Origin of the sequence: uncultured Brevundimonas sp. (assembly GCF_963974615.1) — a bacterium.
GTDB lineage: Bacteria > Pseudomonadota > Alphaproteobacteria > Caulobacterales > Caulobacteraceae > Brevundimonas.
Window position 1 is genome coordinate 50,124 of sequence record NZ_CAXBDH010000005.1, and the last position, 19,263, is coordinate 69,386.

The 19,263-nt window shown below is 66.3% G+C and carries 21 protein-coding genes; 15 read left to right on the forward strand and 6 right to left on the reverse strand.

Annotated elements, in window-relative coordinates:
* The first annotated feature begins 25 nt into the window (after positions 1–25).
* Positions 26–2,419 carry a penicillin-binding protein 1A gene (locus AAC050_RS04390; RefSeq protein ID WP_339913977.1) on the forward strand — a complete coding sequence of 798 codons (2,394 nt, stop codon included), beginning with the start codon at positions 26–28 and terminating at the stop codon, positions 2,417–2,419.
* A gap of 76 nt (positions 2,420–2,495) precedes the next feature.
* Positions 2,496–3,618, forward strand: a protein-coding gene (prfB, locus tag AAC050_RS04395) for a peptide chain release factor 2 (RefSeq protein ID WP_339913843.1) whose coding sequence is annotated in 2 segments (ribosomal slippage) — positions 2,496–2,564 and positions 2,566–3,618 — 1,122 coding nt in all. Because the reading frame shifts where the segments join, the coding sequence is not laid out codon by codon here.
* Positions 3,619–3,671: 53 nt separating this feature from the next.
* Here prfB and AAC050_RS04400 read toward each other — a convergent pair.
* The 4 genes from AAC050_RS04400 to tyrS form a co-directional block, all read right to left on the reverse strand.
* The gene (locus tag AAC050_RS04400) at positions 3,672–4,223 is read right to left on the reverse strand and encodes a polymer-forming cytoskeletal protein (protein ID WP_339913844.1); all 552 of its coding nucleotides are present in this window, start codon (positions 4,221–4,223) and stop codon (positions 3,672–3,674) included.
* Positions 4,207–5,358 (reverse strand): peptidoglycan DD-metalloendopeptidase family protein, encoded by a 1,152-nt coding sequence (locus AAC050_RS04405; protein WP_339913845.1) that lies wholly within the window; start codon positions 5,356–5,358, stop codon positions 4,207–4,209. Before AAC050_RS04405 ends, AAC050_RS04400 begins: the two co-directional genes overlap by 17 nt.
* Before the next feature lie 197 nt (positions 5,359–5,555).
* On the reverse strand, positions 5,556–6,020 hold the full coding sequence (bcp, locus tag AAC050_RS04410) for a thioredoxin-dependent thiol peroxidase (protein WP_339913846.1): 465 nt from the start codon (positions 6,018–6,020) through the stop codon (positions 5,556–5,558).
* A gap of 9 nt (positions 6,021–6,029) precedes the next feature.
* The gene (gene tyrS / locus AAC050_RS04415) at positions 6,030–7,286 is read right to left on the reverse strand and encodes a tyrosine--tRNA ligase (RefSeq protein WP_339913847.1); all 1,257 of its coding nucleotides are present in this window, start codon (positions 7,284–7,286) and stop codon (positions 6,030–6,032) included.
* A 46-nt stretch (positions 7,287–7,332) separates the two neighbouring features.
* Between tyrS and AAC050_RS04420 the strand changes: the two genes are divergently transcribed.
* Positions 7,333–7,908: a DOMON-like domain-containing protein gene (locus tag AAC050_RS04420; RefSeq protein ID WP_339913848.1), complete on the forward strand. Its 576-nt coding sequence runs from the start codon at positions 7,333–7,335 to the stop codon at positions 7,906–7,908.
* Positions 7,905–9,107, forward strand: coding sequence for a DUF1343 domain-containing protein (locus AAC050_RS04425; RefSeq protein WP_339913849.1), 1,203 nt, complete (start codon positions 7,905–7,907; stop codon positions 9,105–9,107). Before AAC050_RS04420 ends, AAC050_RS04425 begins: the two co-directional genes overlap by 4 nt.
* A 29-nt stretch (positions 9,108–9,136) precedes the next feature.
* Here the strand turns inward: AAC050_RS04425 and AAC050_RS04430 are convergent, their stop codons facing one another.
* Complete coding sequence (locus AAC050_RS04430; RefSeq protein ID WP_339913850.1) at positions 9,137–9,787, reverse strand: alpha/beta hydrolase; 651 nt, start codon at positions 9,785–9,787, stop codon at positions 9,137–9,139.
* A 159-nt stretch (positions 9,788–9,946) separates the two neighbouring features.
* On the opposite strand from AAC050_RS04430, the gene AAC050_RS04435 reads away from it, so the two are divergent.
* The 11 genes from AAC050_RS04435 to AAC050_RS04485 all read left to right on the forward strand — a co-directional run bounded on the left by AAC050_RS04435 (position 9,947) and on the right by AAC050_RS04485 (position 18,464).
* Positions 9,947–10,411, forward strand: coding sequence for an Rrf2 family transcriptional regulator (locus tag AAC050_RS04435; protein WP_339913851.1), 465 nt, complete (start codon positions 9,947–9,949; stop codon positions 10,409–10,411).
* Positions 10,408–11,547 (forward strand): cysteine desulfurase family protein, encoded by a 1,140-nt coding sequence (locus tag AAC050_RS04440; protein ID WP_339913852.1) that lies wholly within the window; start codon positions 10,408–10,410, stop codon positions 11,545–11,547. The genes AAC050_RS04435 and AAC050_RS04440 overlap by 4 nt, the downstream gene beginning before the upstream one ends.
* Before the next feature lie 3 nt (positions 11,548–11,550).
* Positions 11,551–13,017, forward strand: coding sequence for a Fe-S cluster assembly protein SufB (gene sufB / locus AAC050_RS04445; protein ID WP_339913853.1), 1,467 nt, complete (start codon positions 11,551–11,553; stop codon positions 13,015–13,017).
* Positions 13,018–13,079: 62 nt separating this feature from the next.
* On the forward strand, positions 13,080–13,415 hold the full coding sequence (locus tag AAC050_RS04450) for a GIY-YIG nuclease family protein (protein WP_339913854.1): 336 nt from the start codon (positions 13,080–13,082) through the stop codon (positions 13,413–13,415).
* A 202-nt stretch (positions 13,416–13,617) separates the two neighbouring features.
* Positions 13,618–13,986: a hypothetical protein gene (locus AAC050_RS04455; protein ID WP_339913855.1), complete on the forward strand. Its 369-nt coding sequence runs from the start codon at positions 13,618–13,620 to the stop codon at positions 13,984–13,986.
* The gene (gene sufC / locus AAC050_RS04460; protein ID WP_339913856.1) at positions 13,986–14,735 is read left to right on the forward strand and encodes a Fe-S cluster assembly ATPase SufC; all 750 of its coding nucleotides are present in this window, start codon (positions 13,986–13,988) and stop codon (positions 14,733–14,735) included. Before AAC050_RS04455 ends, sufC begins: the two co-directional genes overlap by 1 nt.
* A 184-nt stretch (positions 14,736–14,919) precedes the next feature.
* Positions 14,920–15,936, forward strand: a complete 1,017-nt coding sequence (gene sufD, locus AAC050_RS04465; RefSeq protein ID WP_339913857.1) for a Fe-S cluster assembly protein SufD — start codon at positions 14,920–14,922, stop codon at positions 15,934–15,936.
* Between the two features lie 140 nt (positions 15,937–16,076).
* Positions 16,077–17,279 carry a cysteine desulfurase gene (locus tag AAC050_RS04470; RefSeq protein ID WP_339913858.1) on the forward strand — a complete coding sequence of 401 codons (1,203 nt, stop codon included), beginning with the start codon at positions 16,077–16,079 and terminating at the stop codon, positions 17,277–17,279.
* Between the two features lie 8 nt (positions 17,280–17,287).
* The gene (locus AAC050_RS04475; RefSeq protein WP_339913859.1) at positions 17,288–17,677 is read left to right on the forward strand and encodes an SUF system Fe-S cluster assembly protein; all 390 of its coding nucleotides are present in this window, start codon (positions 17,288–17,290) and stop codon (positions 17,675–17,677) included.
* Between the two features lie 10 nt (positions 17,678–17,687).
* Positions 17,688–18,098: an iron-sulfur cluster assembly accessory protein gene (locus AAC050_RS04480; protein ID WP_339913860.1), complete on the forward strand. Its 411-nt coding sequence runs from the start codon at positions 17,688–17,690 to the stop codon at positions 18,096–18,098.
* Positions 18,099–18,101: 3 nt separating this feature from the next.
* Entirely contained in the window at positions 18,102–18,464 is a 363-nt protein-coding gene (locus tag AAC050_RS04485) for a TfoX/Sxy family protein (protein WP_339913861.1), read from the forward strand.
* On the opposite strand, the gene AAC050_RS04490 is transcribed toward AAC050_RS04485, so the two are convergent.
* Positions 18,461–19,249, reverse strand: a complete 789-nt coding sequence (locus AAC050_RS04490) for a lysophospholipid acyltransferase family protein (protein ID WP_339913862.1) — start codon at positions 19,247–19,249, stop codon at positions 18,461–18,463. The two genes, AAC050_RS04485 and AAC050_RS04490, sit on opposite strands and share 4 nt — an antisense overlap.
* Positions 19,250–19,263: the final 14 nt, after the last annotated feature.

Sequence of the window (19,263 nt, forward strand, 5' to 3'; positions counted from 1 at the left end):
GAAGATTGCCGAACGCTGGTTCGTGATGGCGGGCATTGGCCTGCTGGGCGCGATTGCGCTGGTCGGGCTGGTGGTGGCCGTCTATGCGGCGTGGCTGTTCCACGACCTGCCGGACGCGTCGGACCTGGCCGACTATCGCCCGCCGACGGCGACGCGGGTCTATGCCGGGGACGGGACCCTGATCGGGGAATTCTCGGACGAGCGCCGCATCTATGTGTCGTACGACCAGATCCCGCTGCCGGTGATCCAGGCGTTTCTGGCCGCCGAGGACCGGAACTTCTTCCAGCACGGCGGCATCGACGTGGGCGGTATCGGCCGGGCCGTGTTCAAGAACCTGTTCAATGTGGTGTCCGGTCGCCGTCTGGAGGGGGGCTCGACCATCACCCAGCAGGTGGCCAAGAATGTGCTGCTGACCAATGAGACCAGTCTGAACCGCAAGCTGAAGGAGGCGATCCTCTCCAGCCGGCTGGAAGCGACCCTGACCAAGCAGCAGATCCTGGAACTGTATCTGAACGAGATCTTCCTCGGCTATCGGTCGTATGGCGTGGCGTCGGCGGCTTATAACTATTTCGGCAAGTCGCTGAGCCAGCTGACGCCGGACGAGGCGGCGTTTCTGGCGGCCCTGCCCAAGGCCCCGAACAACTATCATCCCAAACGCTATCCGGAAGCGGCCAAGGGACGGCGCGACTGGGTGCTGGGCGAGATGGCCCAGAGCGGCTGGCTGACCGAGGCCCAGCTGGTCACGGCGCGGGCCCGGCCGCTGGTGACCCAGGACGCGCCGCGCCGGGCCCAGTATGCCGACGCCGACTTCTTCGTCGAGGAGGCCCGGCGTCAGGCCATCGCCCGCTTCGGCCGCGAGGACGTCAACGGCGGCGGCTATTATATCCGCACCACGCTGGACCCGCTGCTGCAGTCGGCGGCGCGCAATGCCCTGATGAAGGGGCTGGAAAACTATGACCGCCGCCACGGCTGGCGCGGGGCCTGGGGCACGACCGACTTCGCCACCGGCTGGCAGGCCGAGGCGCTGAAACAGACCAAGCCGCCCGAGCGCCGGGCCTGGCAGGCCGCGGCCATCGAAAGCGTGAGCGGCAATACGGTACAGATCCGCACGGCGCGCGACGACCGCACCGGCACCCTGGTGACCAGCGACGCCGCCTGGGCCAATGCCAATCGCCAGCTGCGGCGCGGGGACCTGGTGTTCGTCGAGCCGGTCAGCGGCCAGTTCGGCCTGCGCCAGGTGCCGGCGGTCAACGGGGCGCTGGTGGTGATCGAACCGCAGTCGGGCCGGGTGCTGGCCATGGTCGGCGGCTATTCCTACGTGCTGTCCAGCTTCAACCGGGCGACCCAGGCCAATCGCCAGCCGGGCTCGGCCTTCAAGCCGTTCGTCTATGCCACGGCGCTGGAGGGGGATTTCACCCCGGCCTCGGTGGTGCTGGACGCGCCGATCAGCTTTGCCGGGGGGCGCAACGGCGAACGCTGGACGCCCGAGAACTACAGCCGCCAGTATTACGGCCCGCAGACGCTGCGGCGCGGGCTGGAGCTGTCGCGCAACGTGATGACGGTGCGGCTGGCCGAACAGGTCGGCATGCGCAACATCGTCGACCTGTCGCGCAAGATGGGCGTTGCCGATAATCTGCAGCCCAATCTGTCGGTGTCGCTGGGGGCAGGAGAGACCACGCCCTATCACCTGACCGCGGCCTATTCCGCCTTCGTCAACGGCGGACGGCGCATCGATCCCTATCTGATCGAGCTGGTCCAGGACCGGAACGGCGAAACGACCTTCCGCGCCGACGATCGCACCTGCCGCGAATGCAGTCGCGGGTTCAGCGGCCAGGAATCGCCCCGGCTGCAGCCGCGCGGGGAACAGGTCCTCGATCCGATCACCGCCTATCAGATCAGTTCGATGCTGGAGGGGGTCGTGCAGCGCGGCACCGCCGCCAGTGCCCGCGGCCTCGGTCGCTGGATCGGCGGCAAGACCGGCACGACCAATGAATACCGTTCGGCCTGGTTCGTCGGCTTCACCACGGACATGGTCGTCGGCGTCTTCGTCGGCTTTGATGACAACCGCTCGCTCGGCCATGGCGAGACCGGAGCCGGGGCCGCTGTGCCGGTGTTCATCGATTTCATGCAGGAAGCCCTGAAGCATCGCCCGGCCCGGCCGTTCGTGCGCCCGGCCAATGCGGTGTTCCGCACCGTCAACGGCATCGAGGAGGCCTTCCGCCCCGGGACCGAACGCCGTCGCGAGGAAGAACGCATCCCCGAACAGATCACGCCGGTCGGACCGCAGAACTATAACGAAGTGCTCCGTCACGAGCAGGAACTCGCCCGCGTCCCGGTCCCGTCCGGTCCGGCGACACCGCCCACGCCCACGCCGCCGCCGAAGAAGGAACCGGCCGAGGACTTGAGCGGACTCTACTAAGGCCCTAGACAGGCCTCCCTGCGGCGCGCCCCGAAAGCGGCGCGCCGCTTTGTTTTTCTGTCGCGTGGAGATTGCGATGAGACCGGATGTCGAGGCCATGAAGGCCGACATCGAGCAGAGCCTCGCTCTGCTCAGGAGGCGTCTTTGACTGGGACCCTGCACTCCGCAAGCTCGATGAGCTGAACGCGCGGGTCGAGGACCCGACCCTGTGGGACGACGCCGAGGCCGCCCAGGCCCTGATGCGCGAGCGCACCCGGCTGCAAGGCCAGGTCGACACCGTGCTGCAGATGGAATCCGGTCTGGAGGACGGCGTCATGCTGGCCGACATGGCTGATGAGGAAGGCGACGAGGCCGCCCTCGCGGACGCCCGCGCCTCGCTCAAAGCCATCAAGGACCGCGCCGCCCGCGCCGAGCTGGAAGCCCTGCTGTCGGGCGAGGCCGACGGCAATGACGCCTATCTGGAAGTGAACTCCGGGGCCGGCGGCACCGAGTCCTGCGACTGGGCCGGGATGCTGCTGCGGATGTATTCGCGCTGGGCCAGGGCCCATGGCTATGAGGTCCAGCTGGAGGCCGAGGAAGACGGCGACCAGGCCGGGATCAAGTCGGCGACCATCCTGATCAGCGGTCCCAATGCCTATGGCTGGCTGAAGTCGGAGTCGGGCGTGCACCGGCTGGTGCGGATCAGCCCCTATGACGCGGCGGCCAAGCGCCATACCTCGTTCGCCTCGATCGGGGTGTCGCCGGTGGTGGATGACACCATCGAGATCGACATCAATCCGTCCGACGTGCGCACCGATACCTACCGGGCGTCCGGTTCGGGCGGTCAGCACATCAACAAGACCGACTCGGCCATCCGTCTGACCCACACGCCGACCAATACCGTCGTGGCCTGCCAGGCCGGCCGGTCCCAGCACCAGAACCGCGAACAGGCGTGGAAGATGCTGCGGGCGCGGCTGTACGAGCTGGAGCTGCAGCGGCGCGAGGCCGCGGCCCAGGCCGTGGCTGACGCCAAGACCGACATCGGCTGGGGCCACCAGATCCGCAGCTACGTCCTGCAGCCGTACCAGATGGTCAAGGACCTGCGGACCAATGTGGAGACGTCGGACACGCAAGGGGTGCTGGACGGGGACCTCGATGCCTTCATGGGCGCGGCCCTGGCGGCCCGGGTGGGCGAGACGCGCGACGCCAAGGGCGAATAGAAAAGGGCCCCGGATCGCTCCGGGGCCCCTTGTCTCTGAAATTTGACGTCGATCTAGTGCGGCTTCATGTCGATGACCTGTGAGGTCGGGGCATGCGGTGCCGTCGGAGTCGGAACCACGGTCGGCCGCGGCGGAGTGGCGGCCGGGGCGGCATCGCGACGTCCCTGGACACAACGGCCCTGGAAATAGGCCCCGATGTCGATCGACAGCTGCTCGGCGGTGATGTCGCCGTCGACATAGGCGGTCGACACCAGCTTGACCTGTTTGCCCGAAGTGGTGCCGACGATGCGGCCACGGACCTCGACGTAGTCGGCGTTGACATTGCCTTCAATGGCACCGGTCTCGCCGACGATCAGACGGCCGACGCGAACGTCACCCTTGATCTGGCCATCGACCTGCAGGTCGCCGGCACCGGTAATGGTGCCTTCGAACTGAAGTTCGGAGGACAGGGTCGACAGGCCGCGCGACGGAGCCGCGGACGACGTGGCCGCTGCGCTTGCGCTGGCTGTACCGGCTGCGGGCATGTCCGGCAGGGGCGGAATGGCGGGGGTGGCCGCGGGACGGGTCTGCGGCGACGGAGCGGGGGTTTTAGTCTTGTTGAACAAGTTGGTCTCCAGCTTTCATAAAGCGAGCGGGGTTCTGGGGGCGGCCATTCATCCAGACTTCGTAATGCAGATGAACGCCCGTAGAGCGACCGGTCGTCCCCATGGCACCGATGCGCTGGCCGAGCGCAATCTGCTGGCCGGGGCGAACGGCCGTTGAGTTGAGATGAGCAAAGCGCGTCTTGAAACCGCGTCCATGGTCTATCTCAACGGTGTTGCCATACCCTGAACGAACACCAACAAAAGAAACAGTCCCCGGTGCGGTCGCGTAAATCGGGGTGTTCAGCGGCGCAGCGAAGTCCTGACCCTGATGCAGGGCGGGATGGTGGTTGAAAGGATCGAAGCGCACGCCAAAGCTCGAGGTGGTCCGGGCCTGGGTCGGGCGCCGGAACGGCAGACCCTCGGCAGCGTCGGCGAGGCGACGCATGTCGGACAGATTGTCGGCGGCATGGCGGATACGAACCGCAAAGGCTTCATCCACATCCAGCACGGCGGCCAGAGCTTTCGGGTCACTGGCCTCGACCAGGGGACCGCCCAGTCCCGGGCCGCTGGCGGAATAGGCCGCCGGATTGAGACCGGCCAGACGGAAGGCCAGACGCAGACGCTCGGCCCGGGTCTGGGCCACGGCCTCGGCGCGGGCGATCAGACGTTCCTGGTCCAGCCGGACGGCCAGAATACGGCGCAGGGGGGTCTGGGTCGCCGAATGCTGGGGCAGGGCCGGACGCAGCGCCGTTTCCGCGCCGTCAACGCCGCGGAACATGCTCATGACAGTGGTCAGGGCGGCGTGGCGTCGCTCGACCATCAGGGCCATGTCGTCCAGCGAACCGGTCGTCGCGCTCATTCGCACCACGGCCGTATCCAGCCGGGCCTGAAGGTCGGCATTGACCCGTTCAGACGAGGCACGGGCCCGGATCACGGCCTCATCGGCGCGCGCATTGGTCACCAGATCCAGGATCAGCCCGCCGGAAGCGATCAGGGTCCAGCCGGAAAAGAGCACGGCGACGACGGCGATCATGCACTGCCGGCCACTGCCCAGGGCACAGGCGCGAACATCATCCCCGTTGCGGAGATACAGATAGCGGACCGGAAACCACCGCTCGATCAGTGAACGTTTTCTGACAGTCTCTGCGTCATTCATACACGATGCCCCCACAGCTCGGTGGGACATATGCGGCAACTAAGACGCGGGTATCAAGACGATTCACCCATTGTTAACCACGGAAGCAAGGATTCACGCGAATATCGCCGATATAGACGCCGAAATTCGCCCAGCGGGAGAAAAGGCGAATCTGGGATCAACTTGCTTTTGATAGAAATTGGCGTGCGATCACTACCCTAGAGAGAACTTATGACTTCAAGGACCGCCGCGGCGTGACCCTTGACGGACACCTTGTGCCAGATCTGGCGGATCATGCCCTGACCGTCGATCAGGAAGGTGGCCCGCTCGATGCCCATATATTCGCGACCGTACAGCTTCTTCTGGACCCATGTGCCGAAGGCCTCGCAGACGGTGCCGTCTTCGTCCGACCCGAGGATGACTTTCAGGTCGTATTTGGCCTTGAACCGGTCCAGCTTCTTCACCGGGTCGCGGGATACGCCGATGACCACGGCATTCGCCGCGGCGGACTCGGCCGAGAGGGCTGAAAAGTCCTGGCCCTCGGTCGTGCAGCCGGGGGTGTCGGCCTTGGGATAGAAATACAGGACCACGGTCTTGCCGGCGAAGTCCGACAGACGGGCGCGTCCACCGCCATCCGTGGCCATGTCGAAGGCGGGGGCCTTGTCACCGGTTTCGAGAGTCATCAGCATTCCTCAGACAGGGCGAACGAGAACGATCTTCTTCTTGCCGGCGGCCAGTTTGAACACGCCATCGGCATTGACGTCGGCCTCGGTGATCAGCTGGGCCCCGTCGGCGACGACCACATCATTCAGGCGCAGGCCGCCGCCCTGGGCCAGACGCCGGGCCTCGCCGTTGGAGGTGCTGAGACCGGCCCGGGTGGTGACGGCGGCGATCATGGCCCCGATCACCTCGTCGCGCGGTAGCTCGACGGTCGGCAGGTCGACGCTGAGTTTGCCCTGCTCGAAGGCCGCCTCGGCGGCCCCGCGCGCATGGGCGGCAGCGTCGGCCCCGTGCAGCATGGTGGTGGCGGCGTCGGCGAGGGACTTTTTGGCGTCGTTGATGGCGGCCCCGTCGAGGGCCTCGAGTGCGGCGACCTCGTCCAGCGGCAGGTCGGTGAACAGGCGCAGGAACCGGCCGACGTCGGCGTCGTCGGCGTTGCGCCAGAACTGCCAGTATTCGTAAGGGCTGAGCTGTTCGGCGTTGAGCCAGACCGCGCCCTGGGCCGTCTTGCCCATCTTGCCGCCCGAGGCCGTGGTCAGCAGCGGCGTGGTCAGGCCGAAGGCGGCCTTGTGGTCGACGCGGCGCACCAGATCGACGCCCGAGACGATATTGCCCCACTGGTCCGACCCGCCCATCTGCAGGGTGCAGCCGTAGCGGCGGTTCAGCTCGAGGAAGTCGACCGACTGCATCAGCATGTAGTTGAACTCGAGGAAGGTCATCGGCTGCTCGCGCTCGAGCCGCAGTTTCACCGAGTCGAAGGCCAGCATCCGGTTGACGGTGAAATGGGTGCCGTAGTCGCGCAGGAATTCGATGTAGCCGTATTTGGACAGCCATTCGTCATTGTCGATCATGATGGCGTCGGTCGGGCCGTCGCCGAAGGTCAGGAAGGTCTCAAACACCGTGCGGATCGAGGCGATGTTGGCGGCGATATCGGCCTCGGTCAGTTGCGGGCGCGAGGTGTCCTTGCCGGTCGGGTCGCCGACCTTGGTGGTGCCGCCACCGATGATGACGATCGGCTTGCCACCGGCCTGCTGCAGACGGCGCAGCATCATGATCTGGATCAGGCTGCCGACGTGCAGGCTGGGGGCCGTGGCGTCGAAGCCGATATAGCCGGTGACGATCCCTTCGGCGGCTGCCGCGTCCAGCTCGACCGGGTGGGTGACCTGATGGATATAGCCGCGCGCCTGCAGCGTGCTGAGGAAGTCGGATTTGAACACGGGATCAGTCATCGGGAACGGCTTTGCCTGAAGAGAGGAGGGCGTGTAGCACGAGCCTATGCAAGCGCGAACCACCGGTGCGCCGGGGCCCCTTCACGAGCTGATCTGCCATCCCGCCGGGGCCACAGGGCCGGTGACGCGGCTGACGGTCAGCGTCTTCCGGCCCGAGCCGTCGGTGCTGGCGCTGGACTATGTCCTGACCGGCGATTTGTTCAGGGTGCTTGTGCCCGGCCCGACAGTCCCCGGCCGGGCGGACGACCTGTGGCGGCACACCTGTTTTGAGGCCTTCATCCGCACGGGTGCCGGGCCCGGCTATCATGAGGTCAATCTGTCCCCGTCGGGCGCATGGGCCGTCTATGGCTTTGACGACTACCGGCAGGGCCGAACCTCGCCGGACGGGGTGGCAAGCGAGTCCGTCCTGCGGGCATCGGATGACGATCATCTGGCTCTGACCGCGATTCTTCGTCTGGACGACCTCGATCCCGCCATGTCCTGGTCCGTCGGTCTGTCGGCAGTCGTTGAAGACGCCGACGGCGGCATCGCCTATTGGGCCCTGACCCATCCGTCGGCCAAGCCGGACTTTCACCATCCCGACTCCTTTACCCTGACCCTGCCGCCTCCGGAGCCCGCATGAAATTCGGCCTCGACCGCCTGCTGTCCGATCCCGCGCTGCGCGCGCCCCTGAAGGGTCGCCGCGTGGCCCTGCTGGCGCATCCGGCCTCGGTCACGGCCGACCTGACCCATGCGATCGACGCGCTGACGGCCTGTCCTGACCTGACGATCACGGCGGCGTTCGGGCCGCAGCACGGCATGCGTGGCGACCTGCAGGACAATATGATGGAGTCCCCGGACTTCACCGATCCGGTACACGGCTTTCCGGTGTTCAGCCTGTACGGCGAGGTGCGGCGGCCGACCGACGCCGCGATGCAGACCTTTGACGTGATGCTGGTCGATCTGCAGGACCTGGGCTGTCGCATCTACACCTATGTCACGACCCTGCTCTATGTGCTGGAGGCGGCGGCCAAACACGGCAAGACGGTCTGGGTGCTGGACCGGCCCAACCCGGCCGGGCGCCCGGTCGAGGGGCTGACCCTGTTGCCGGGCTGGGAGAGTTTCGTCGGGGCCGGGCCGATGCCGATGCGGCACGGCCTGACCCTGGGCGAGCTGGGCCACTGGTTCATCGATCACTTCAAACTGGACGTCGACTATCGCGTCATCGCGATGGAGGGCTGGCAGCCGGAGCAGGGGCCCGGCTTCGGCTGGCCCTCGGGCGAGCGCAGCTGGATCAATCCCAGCCCCAATGCGCCGAACCTGTCGATGGCCCGGGCCTATGCCGGGACGGTGATGCTGGAGGGCACGACCCTGTCGGAGGGACGGGGCACGACCCGGCCGCTGGAACTGTTCGGGGCCCCCGACATCGACGCCCGGGCCGTCATCGCCGAAATGCAGGCGTTCGCGCCGCAGTGGCTGAAGGGCTGCCGGCTGCGCGACTGCTGGTTCGAGCCGACCTTCCACAAACACGTCGGCCAGCTGTGCAGCGGGGTGCAGATCCATGTCGACGACCCGGCCTATGACCATGCGGCCTTCCAGCCGTGGCGGGTTCAGGCGCTGGGCTTCAAGGCGATCCGGCGGCTGTATCCCGACTACGACCTGTGGCGTGACTTCCCCTACGAATACGCGTTCGGCAAGCTGGCCATCGATGTGATCAACGGCGGGCCGGGGCTGCGCGAATGGGTCGACCGGGCCGATGCGACGCCGGACGAGCTGGATGCGCTGACGGTGCCGGATGAGGCGGCATGGGTGGCGGGGCGGAAGCCGTATCTGCTGTATTGATCGCCCCTCTCCCGCCGGGAGAGGGAGTCTTACGCCGGGCGTTCTTCGAGGCGCTTGTCGAGATAGAGGCCGACGCGGCGGTCGACGGCGTCGATATGGTCCTGCCAGAAATGGCTCGCGCCGTCTTCCAGCTCATAGTCGATGACGATGCCCTTTTGGGTCCGCAGCTTGTTGACCACGCGCTCGACCTCGACCGGCGGCACGACGGTGTCGTTGGTGCCGTGCAGGAACAGGCCCGAGGCCGGGCAGGGGGCGAGGAAGCTGAAGTCGTACATGTTCGAGGGCGGCGACACCGAGATGAAGCCGTCCGTCTCGGGGCGGCGCATCAGCAGCTGCATGCCGATATAGGCTCCGAACTGGTAGCCGGCGACCCAGGTCTGGGTGGCGGCCGGGTTGTTCGACTGCAGCCAGTCCAGCGCCGTGGCGGCGTCGGCCAGCTCACCGATGCCGGAATCGAACTCGCCCTGCGACTTGCCCACGCCGCGGCTGTTGTAGCGCAGCGTCGCGAAGCCGCGTTTCTGGAACAGCTGGTACAGGGTGACCGTCACCGGGTTGTTCATATGCCCGCCCGCCTTGGGGTGCGGGTGCAGGATCAGGGCGATGGGGGCGTTCGGGCGCTTGCCGGGGGAATAGCGGGCTTCGATACGGCCGGAGGCGCCGGGCAGGATGACTTCAGGCATGGGGGCTCGAAAAATCCGTTCAACTGTCGTTTCGCAGCTGCGTAATACTTGACCGCGCTAGTAGGACTTTCTATGTCCGCCGGGCGCGTTGCAGCCTTCTTGAAGGCGCGGGTTCTAGCACAGCAGCCCTGAAAAGCGCGCGATTTTTGAGGTTTCACGATGCGTCTGTCGACCAAGGGACGATATGCAGTGATGGCGATGGCCGATCTGGCCCGCAACGGCGGCGATCGCGCGGTCTCCCTGTCCGAGATCGCCACGCGGCAGGAGATCTCTCTCAGCTACCTCGAACAGCTGTTCGCGCGGCTGCGCAAAAGCGGTCTGGTCAACAGTGTGCGCGGCCCCGGCGGCGGCTATCGCCTGGCCAAGGGGGCCCATGAGACGGTGGTGGCCGAGATCGTCATTGCCGTCGACGAACCGATTCGCGCCATCCGCTGTACCGGTCAGATGGCGAAGCGCGGCTGTATGCAGGCCGGGGAACGCTGCATCACCCACAATCTGTGGGCCGACCTCGGCGACGAGATTCACCGCTATCTGGCGCGGGTATCGCTGGAAGACGTGGTGCTGAACAGAACGGGTGCGCGACGACGCGCAGCCGGAGACGACAATGTTGGAGCGGCGGCGTGAGCGCGATCTATCTGGACTATAACGCGTCAGGCCTCGTGCGCCCCGAGGTTCAGGCCATCATGGCTGCAGCCCTGGCTGACAACGGCAACCCGAATGCCGTCCATGCCGCCGGCCGTCGCGCCCGTGCCCGCATCGAGACGGCCCGGGCCCAGATCGCCGATCTGGTCGGGGTCGATGCGACCGCCGTGGTCTTCTCCTCGGGCGGGACCGAGTCCAATGGACAGGCGCTGGTCAGTGCGCTGGCCGCCGGTTGCGAGCGGCTGATCGTCAGCGCCACCGAACATCCCTGTGTCGCCGAGACGGCCCTGACCCTCGGTCGTCCGGTCGAGATCCTGCCGGTCGACGATCAGGGGGTCATCGATCTGGTCTGGCTGGCCGAGGCCCTGCAGCGGCCGGGTCGCGCCGTGGTCGCCGTCCACCACGCCAATAACGAGACCGGCGTGATCCAGCCGATCGCCGAGGCCGCGCGTCTGGTCCATGCCGCCGGGGGCTGGATGCATGTTGATGCCATCCAGTCGGCGGGCAAGATCCCGGTCGATATGACGGCACTGGACGCCGACACCCTGACCCTGTCCGGCCATAAGCTGGGCGGGCCGCAGGGCGTCGGGGCCCTGATCTCACGCGAGGGTGTGGCCGTCGTACGCATGGTGCACGGCTCCAGCCAGGAGCGCGGTCTGCGCGCCGGCACCGAGAACACCCCGGGCATCGCCGGCTTCGGTGAGTCTGCTGTCTGCGCCGCACGCGACCTGACCGAGATCATGAGCCACGCCGCCTGGCGCGACGCGGCCGCTGCCGCCGTCACCGCTGCCGGGGCCACGGTGCTGGGGGCCGGGGCCGAGCGCCTGCCCAACACATTGTTTATGGCGGTCAGCGACTGGGACAGCCCGCAGCAGCTGATCACCCTCGATCTGCAGGGGGTGATGGTCTCGGCCGGATCGGCCTGTTCGTCGGGCAAGACCAAGCCGTCCAAGGCCGTCTCGGCCATGGGCCTGCATCATCTGGAAACCGGTGGCGTGCGCGTTTCCGGCGGCTGGGGTACGACCGAAGCCGACTGGCAGCGTTTCGCCGACCTGTGGGTCGCCGCCTATGCCAAATACCGGGCCCGCCAGAGCGAACGCGCGAAGGAAACCGCCTGAGCCATGGCCGCTGTTCAGAAAACCATCGATGCCGTCGCCGCTCTCGAGAAATACGAGCACGGCTTCACCTCGGACATCGAGACCGAATACGCGCCCAAGGGGCTGAGCGCCGACATCGTGCGCTTCATCTCCGAGAAGAAGGGCGAGCCGGAATGGATGCTGGAATGGCGTCTGGCCGCCTATGAGCGCTGGCTGGCGATGGAAGAGCCGACCTGGTCGTCGGTCAAATACACGCCGGTCGACTATCAGGAGCTGTTCTACTACGCCGCGCCGAAGAAGAAGGACGGACCCAAGAGCCTCGACGAGGTCGATCCCGAAATCCTCGCCGTTTACGCCAAGCTGGGCATTCCGCTGGGCGAGCAGGCGGTGCTGGCCGGGGTCGAGGGCGCGCCGAAATACGCCGTCGACGCCGTGTTCGACAGCGTGTCGGTCGTCACCACCTTCAAGGCCGAACTGGCCAAGGTCGGCGTCATCTTCATGCCGATCAGCGAGGCCCTGCGCGAATACCCCGATCTGGTGCGCCAGTATCTGGGCTCGGTCGTGCCGGTGTCGGACAACTATTTCGCCGCCCTGAACAGCGCGGTCTTTTCGGACGGGTCGTTCGTCTACATCCCGCCGGGCGTGCGCTGCCCGATGGAGCTGTCGACCTATTTCCGCATCAATGCCTCGAACACCGGCCAGTTCGAGCGGACACTGATCATCGCCGACAAGGGGGCCTATTGTTCGTATCTGGAGGGCTGCACCGCCCCGATGCGTGACGAGAACCAGCTGCACGCCGCCGTGGTCGAACTGGTGGTGCTGGACGACGCCGAGATCAAATATTCGACGGTGCAGAACTGGTACCCCGGCGACGCCGAGGGCAGGGGCGGCATCTACAATTTCGTCACCAAGCGGGCTGACTGCCGCGGCGATCGCTCGAAGGTCAGCTGGACCCAGGTTGAGACCGGGTCGGCGGTGACGTGGAAATACCCGTCCTGCATCCTGAAGGGCGAGGACAGCTCGGGCGAATTCTATTCGATCGCCATCACCAACGGGCATCAGCAGGCCGACACCGGCACCAAGATGATCCATCTGGGCAAGAATTCGAAGAGCCGGATCATCGCCAAGGCGGTCTCTGCCGGCCAGTCGGACTCGACCTATCGCGGTCTGGTCTCGGTGCATCCGAAGGCGACCGGGGTGCGCAATTTCACCCAGTGCGACAGCCTGCTGATCGGCAAGGACTGCGGCAGCCATACCGTGCCCTATATCGAGGCGCGCAACGGCTCGGCCCAGCTGGAGCATGAGGCGACGACGACACGCCTGTCCGACGACCAGATGTTCTACGCCCAACAGCGTGGCCTGTCGCAGGAAGAGGCCGTGGCCCTGCTGGTCAACGGCTTCGTCCGCGACGTGATGCAGAAGCTGCCGATGGAGTTCGCCGTCGAGGCCCAGAAGCTGGTGGCGATCTCGCTGGAGGGCTCCGTTGGCTGACCTCCCTATCCCGCCATCCTCGGGCTTGTCCCGAGGACCCATCGTGCCGCACATTCTGACCCATGGGCAGAGAGCGCGTCCTGATCGCCGTCTACATCCTGACCAACGGGCCGTACGGCACGCTGTACGCCGGCGTGACCAGCAATCTGTATCAGCGTGTGCAGCAGCACCGCGACGGGACTTTCCCGGGCTTTACCAGCGAGAACGGGCTGAAGCGGCTGGTCTGGTTCGAGATCTTTGCGTCGATGACCGACGCCATTCAGCGCGAGAAATCGCTCAAACGCTATCTGCGCGACTGGAAGATCAATCTGATCGAGCGGAACAATCCGCACTGGGACGACCTGTCGCTGCAGCGGGATCGGCCGCCGGTCTGGAAACACGGGCCGACGGACGAGTAGCGTACTCTTGCACCGCCCCCACCCCCCGTCATCCTCGGGCTTGTCCCGAGGACCCATCGCACGGGGGCACAGCCGGTCGGAGTGCCGTTCGGGCACTGATTGGTCACGATCTGACCTCCGCGTCTGCTGACAAATGGGTCCTCGGGACAAGCCCGAGGATGACGGGAATTAGGGAGGCGGTCCGCCTTGAGGGGAGCCTCGGATGAGCGACACCGCAAGAAAAGTCGGGATGACAGGTTGGTTCACCGGCTCGTTGTTTTTGAGCACGATCGACATCGTCCGACTCGGACCGCGTGTGTTGGTCAGACCAAAGTGGCGCTCGCCTGAACCCGACGAACGATCATGGGTCTCAAGTCACCGCCGGCTTTCAAGATTGGGCAATAGCTTGGCGGCCGTCGCTAGTCGGGGGAAGGGCGTCTGGCTGATCCTCGAAAGTGATTGGTACGGATTTCCTGACGGACCGCGCTGGCGGTTGGTGTCGGTGAAAAGCGGCGGTCGCGTTCGTTCTGTGATCGGCTTCAATAAACTTCCGCAGGCCTGGTACCTGCCTTCTACGAATTCGGACTTCTGATGCTCTCCATCCAAAACCTCCACGTCGCCATCGGTGACAAAGCCATCCTCAAGGGCCTGACGCTCGACGTTCCCGCCGGTGAGGTCCACGCCGTCATGGGGCCGAACGGGGCCGGGAAGTCGACGCTGGGCTATGCCGTGGCCGGGCGGCCCGGCTATGAGGCGACGCAAGGCTCCGTCACCTGGAAGGGCGAGGACCTGCTGGCGCTCGAACCCGCCGACCGCGCGGCCAAAGGCGTGTTTCTGTCGTTCCAGTATCCGATCGAGATTCCCGGCGTGCCGGCCCTGACCTTTGTGCGCACGGCGTTGAACGCCCAGAAGCGCGCCCGGGGCGAGGACGAGGTCTCGGCTCCGGCCTTTCTGAAACTGGTGCGGACGGCTGCGGCGGCGCTGAAGATGGATTTCGACATGCTGAAGCGGCCTTTGAACGTCGGCTTCTCGGGCGGCGAGAAGAAGCGGATGGAGATCCTGCAGATGGCCCTGCTGGAGCCGTCGCTGCTGATCCTCGACGAGACCGATTCCGGCCTCGACATCGATGCGCTGCGCATCGTGTCGGAGGGGGTCAATGCGATGCGCTCGCCCGACCGGACCATGCTGGTCATCACCCACTATCAGCGGCTGCTCGACTACATCAAACCTGACCGGGTGCATGTGCTGGTCGACGGGGCCATCGTCGCCTCGGGCGGCCCGGAGCTGGCGCACAAGCTGGAGGCGGAAGGCTACGACAAATACGCAGCGGAGGCGGCGTGAGCCCCGCTCTCGACGTTCTTCCCCCTTCACGGGGGAAGGTGGGCGGCGGAGCCGCTCGGATGGGGGCTCTGTTTGCGCCACCGTTCGACGGATCAAGCCCGCATCCGGCAGCCCCCATCCGTCTCGCTGCGCGAGCCACCTTCCCCCGTGAAGGGGGAAGGCGCGCTGTTGTCGGGGGAAGGACATGAGTGTGGCGATCGATCTGAACGACGCTTCCACCTTCCCCTCGAAGCGGGTCGAGGCGTGGAAATATACTGACCTGAAGCGCTGGCTGCGCGATGCGCCGCCGCCGTCACCGCCGGGATCGATTCCCGGGGGCGGACCCTTCTTTGCCCTGGCCGGTGACGGCATCGCCTTCGCCAACGGCCGGGCCGTGGGGGCGGACGCCTATGTGGCCCGGGGCGACAAGACGCTGCGTCTGCGTTTCGTTTCGGACGCGACCGGCACCGGCCATTCGACGGCCGTGCGGATCGCCGTGCGGCCGGGCGCGACTCTGCTGATCCTCGAGAGCCATGAGGGGCGGGGCTCGGCCTATGCCGCCCACAACCGCCTGACCATCGACGTTGCCGCCGGGGCCAGTGTCACGCGGGTGGTGCTGGTCGACGAGCCGGAGGATGCGGTTTCGATCACCGAGGCCACGGTCAATGTCGGGGAGGGGGCCGTCTATCGCCAGACCGTCCTCACCACCGGAGCCCGGCTGCAGCGGCTGGAGACCCAACTGATCCATGATGGCCACGGGGCCGATGTGCGGCTGGACGGCCTGTATCTGCTGTCCGCCGGCCGCCAGTCCGACCAGACGACTGTGGTCGATCATGTCGGGCCGAACGGCCTGACCTCTCAGCTGACCAAAGGGGTGGTGCGCGACACGGCCCGCGGCGTCTTCCAGGGCAAGATCATCGTCGAACGCGGAGCCGATGGCACCGACGCGCGGATGGGCCACCACGCCCTGATCCTGGGCGAACGGGCCGAGGTCGACGCCAAGCCGGAACTGCAGATCTATGCTGACGACGTGCAGTGCGCCCACGGCAATACCGTCGGCAATCTGGACGAGGCGGCCCTGTTCTATCTGCAGCAGCGCGGCCTGCCGATCGATGAGGCGCGCGCCCTGCTGACCGAGGCTTTCCTGCGCGAGGTAACCGACCGGATCGAGCCCGAGGCGGTGCGGGATCTGGTTAATCAATGGTTGACGGAGCGGTTGTGATGGATGCGAATTCATCTCCTCTCCCCCTTGATGGGGGAGAGGCCGGGAGTGGGGGTGACCCTGTCGACCGTGCTCACACGGCTGGCGCCGTCACCCCCAACCCAACCCTTCCCCCATCAAGGGGGAAGGGCTTTGATGTGATGGCCGCCCGGGCGCAGTTCCCGATCCTGTCGCGACAGGTCAACGGCAAGCCGCTGGTCTATCTGGACTCGGCGGCGTCGGCCCAGAAGCCGCGCGCGGTGATCGCCGCGATGACCGGACTGATGGAAGGGCATTACGCCAACGTCCATCGCGGCCTGCACACCCTGGCCAATGAGACCACCGAGGCGTTTGAAGGCGCGCGCGAGATCGTGGCGCGGTTCCTGAACGCCGAAAGCCCCGAGCAGATCGTCTGGACCAAGGGCGGCACCGAGGCCATCAATCTGGTCGCCGCCGGACTGGGCCAGTCGATCAAGCCGGGCGACGAGATCATCGTCACCGAGATGGAGCACCACGCCAATATCGTGCCCTGGCATATGCTGCGCGAGCGCTTCGGGGCGGTGCTGAAATGGGCCCCGGTGCGGGACGACGGATCGCTGGATATGGCGGCGCTGGCCGCCCTGATCGGGCCGCGCACCCGGCTGGTGGCCGTCACCCATATGTCGAACGTGCTGGGTACGGTGAATGATGTGCGGGCCGTGGCCGACCTGGCCCATGCGGCCGGGGCGCTGGTGCTGGTCGACGGCTGTCAGGGGGCGGTGCACTGCGCGCCCGACGTGCAGGCGCTGGACGCCGACTTCTATGTCTTCACCGGCCACAAGCTGTACGGCCCGACCGGCATCGGTGGGCTGTACGGCAAGCGCGCGGCGCTGGAGGCCCTGCCGCCGTATCAGGGCGGGGGCGAGATGATCGCCACGGTCGAACAGGACCGGGTCACCTATGCCGGCGTGCCGCACCGGTTCGAGGCCGGGACCCCGCCGATCATCGAGGCCATCGGCCTGGGGGCGGCGCTGGACTGGCTGTCCGAGTTCGACCGGGCCGCGATCGCCGCGCACGAAGCCGCCCTGTACGCCCACGCCCGCGACCGGCTGGCCGAATTCAACTGGCTGCGGATCATCGGCACGGCCGAAGGGAAGGGGGCGATTCTGACCTTCACCGTGGCCGACGCCCATGCCCATGACGTGGCCCAGATCATGGATCGCTACGGTGTGGCGGTGCGCGCCGGGCTGCACTGCGCCGAGCCGCTGGCGAAAAGGTTCGGCCTCATGTCGAGCGCCCGGGCCAGTTTCGCCCTATATAATACGACGGAGGACGCCGATGCCTTCGTCGATGCGCTGATCAGGGCGCGCGAGTTCTTTGTATGACGGATAAAATGGACGACGGAACCATCACCACCAGCAGCACCTTCGCCGAGTCCTGGGACGAGCCGAAGAAGAGCGCCCTGTCGCAGGTCGAGCTGGACAAGCTGACGGACGACCTGATCACCGCGATGAAGACGGTGTTCGATCCCGAGATCCCGGTCGACATCTATGAGCTGGGCCTGATCTACAAGGTCGACGTTTCCGACGACAAGGACGTGTTGATCGACATGACCCTGACCGCGCCCGGCTGCCCGGTCGCCGGCGAGATGCCGGGCTGGGTCGAGGATGCGGTGATGACGGTGCCCGGCATCAAATCGGCGCGCGCCAGTCTGGTGTTCGACCCGCCGTGGGATCCGTCCAAGATGAGTGACGAGGCCAAGCTGGCCCTGAACATGTTCTGAGGATCAACCATTGACCGAACTTCAGACCACCCCGCGCCCGCGCCGTCCGCGCCCCAAGGCCGTCAACCTGACGGAGGCGGCGGCCGCGCGCGTGCGCGACATCATGGCCAAACCCAGGACGGACGGGGCCGAGACGCCCTATGTCGGCCTGCGCGTCGGGGTCAAGAACGGTGGCTGCGCCGGTCAGGAATATACCTTCGCCTATGCCGAGACGATCGCGCCCCTCGACGAGGTGGTCGAGGACAAGGGGGTCACCATTCTGATCGACCCCAAGGCCATCCTGTTCCTGATCGGCTCCGAGATCGATTTCGAGACCACGACCCTGTCGTCGAAATTCGTGTTCCGTAATCCGAACCAGACCGACGCCTGCGGCTGTGGCGAGAGCGTCACCATCATACCGGTCACAGCCCTCGAGGACTGACCCATGGCCTATGACCGGACCTTCGGGGAATGGGTGTACGAGCATTTCGCCGCCCTGGGACCGCTGGAGATCAAGCCGATGTTCGGGGCTGCCGCGGTCTATTCCGGCGGCCTGATCTTCGCCCTGCTGGATGACGGTGTGGTCTGGCTCAAGGCAGACGGGGAGAACGAACCGGCCCTGCGCGAGGCGGGCGCGCGCCAGTTCACCTATTCGTCCAGGGACGGGCGAACCATGGCGATGACCTACTGGAGTCTGCCGGATTCGGCGTCGGACGACACCGATGAGGCCGTACGCTGGGCCCGAACCTCGATCGCCGCGGCAGTGCGCAAGGCCGCGACGAAAAAGCCCCGCAAACCGAAGACCTAGGCGGATTCCGACGGTGTTCGCGCCGCCCGGGCGATCTCGTCGGGGGCCAGCACCCGTACGGCCGGCGTGACCGGTTTGCCCGTCGCTTCGGCGATCAGTTCCGCGGTGCGATCCTCGACCGCCGCCTCCAGTCGCGCCAGAAATTCCTCACGCGGCAGGCCGGTGGGGATGGGGTCGAGGAACTCCAGCGTCGCCGTGCCCGGGGTCTTGGCATAGGCCTCCTGTGGCCAGAACAGGCCCAGATTGCTGGCCAGCGGCACCACCGGCATGTCGAAGTCGCGATACATGTGCCAGACGCCGGTGCGATAACGGAATTTCTCACCGACCCTGGCCAGATTGCCCTCGGGATAGATCAGGATGCGCCGGCCCTGGGCGTGGGCGTCAGCGGCGCGCTGGCTCAAGGCTTTTCGGGCTTCGTCACCGCCGCAATTGTTGACCACGATCGCCCCCAGCTTGCGCAGCACCGTGCCCAGCAGCGGGAATTTCTCCAGGTGGTCACCGGTGACGAAGGCCAGGTCGTCGAACTGGTCATAGGTGGCGAAGCCGTCGCCCCACGACTGGTGTTTCGAGGCGATGATGAAGGCCCCGGCCGGAAGGCGTTCGCGGCCACGCGCCTCAATGCGGATCCCGGCGAAGATCCGCATGGCCTGCACCATCCGTTTCACATAGCCGCGAATGATCCAGCGGGTCGCGCCACGTCCCGGTGACAGGGCGGCGAAGGCGGCCGCGACCGTATAGAGGATGGACAGGGTCCAGTAGGCGAGACTGAAGCTGAAGTTGCGCATCGGGCGACTATGGC

Bases quoted from the DNA above. Each gene is read 5' to 3' on its own strand.
- sufB (WP_339913853.1), top strand. From the start codon at position 11,551: ATGGCCGCTGTTCAGAAAACCATCGATGCCGTCGCCGCTCTCGAGAAA.
- AAC050_RS04485 (WP_339913861.1), top strand. From the start codon at position 18,102: ATGGCCTATGACCGGACCTTCGGGGAATGGGTGTACGAGCATTTCGCC.
- AAC050_RS04470 (WP_339913858.1), top strand. From the start codon at position 16,077: ATGGCCGCCCGGGCGCAGTTCCCGATCCTGTCGCGACAGGTCAACGGC.
- AAC050_RS04425 (WP_339913849.1), top strand. From the start codon at position 7,905: ATGAAATTCGGCCTCGACCGCCTGCTGTCCGATCCCGCGCTGCGCGCG.
- AAC050_RS04390 (WP_339913977.1), top strand. From the start codon at position 26: ATGGCGGGCATTGGCCTGCTGGGCGCGATTGCGCTGGTCGGGCTGGTG.
- AAC050_RS04450 (WP_339913854.1), top strand. From the start codon at position 13,080: ATGGGCAGAGAGCGCGTCCTGATCGCCGTCTACATCCTGACCAACGGG.
- AAC050_RS04420 (WP_339913848.1), top strand. From the start codon at position 7,333: ATGCAAGCGCGAACCACCGGTGCGCCGGGGCCCCTTCACGAGCTGATC.
- AAC050_RS04455 (WP_339913855.1), top strand. From the start codon at position 13,618: ATGAGCGACACCGCAAGAAAAGTCGGGATGACAGGTTGGTTCACCGGC.
- tyrS (WP_339913847.1), bottom strand. From the start codon at position 7,286: ATGACTGATCCCGTGTTCAAATCCGACTTCCTCAGCACGCTGCAGGCG.
- AAC050_RS04435 (WP_339913851.1), top strand. From the start codon at position 9,947: ATGCGTCTGTCGACCAAGGGACGATATGCAGTGATGGCGATGGCCGAT.
- AAC050_RS04405 (WP_339913845.1), bottom strand. From the start codon at position 5,358: ATGAATGACGCAGAGACTGTCAGAAAACGTTCACTGATCGAGCGGTGG.
- AAC050_RS04430 (WP_339913850.1), bottom strand. From the start codon at position 9,787: ATGCCTGAAGTCATCCTGCCCGGCGCCTCCGGCCGTATCGAAGCCCGC.
- sufC (WP_339913856.1), top strand. From the start codon at position 13,986: ATGCTCTCCATCCAAAACCTCCACGTCGCCATCGGTGACAAAGCCATC.
- AAC050_RS04475 (WP_339913859.1), top strand. From the start codon at position 17,288: ATGGACGACGGAACCATCACCACCAGCAGCACCTTCGCCGAGTCCTGG.
- bcp (WP_339913846.1), bottom strand. From the start codon at position 6,020: ATGACTCTCGAAACCGGTGACAAGGCCCCCGCCTTCGACATGGCCACG.
- AAC050_RS04490 (WP_339913862.1), bottom strand. From the start codon at position 19,249: ATGCGCAACTTCAGCTTCAGTCTCGCCTACTGGACCCTGTCCATCCTC.
- sufD (WP_339913857.1), top strand. From the start codon at position 14,920: ATGAGTGTGGCGATCGATCTGAACGACGCTTCCACCTTCCCCTCGAAG.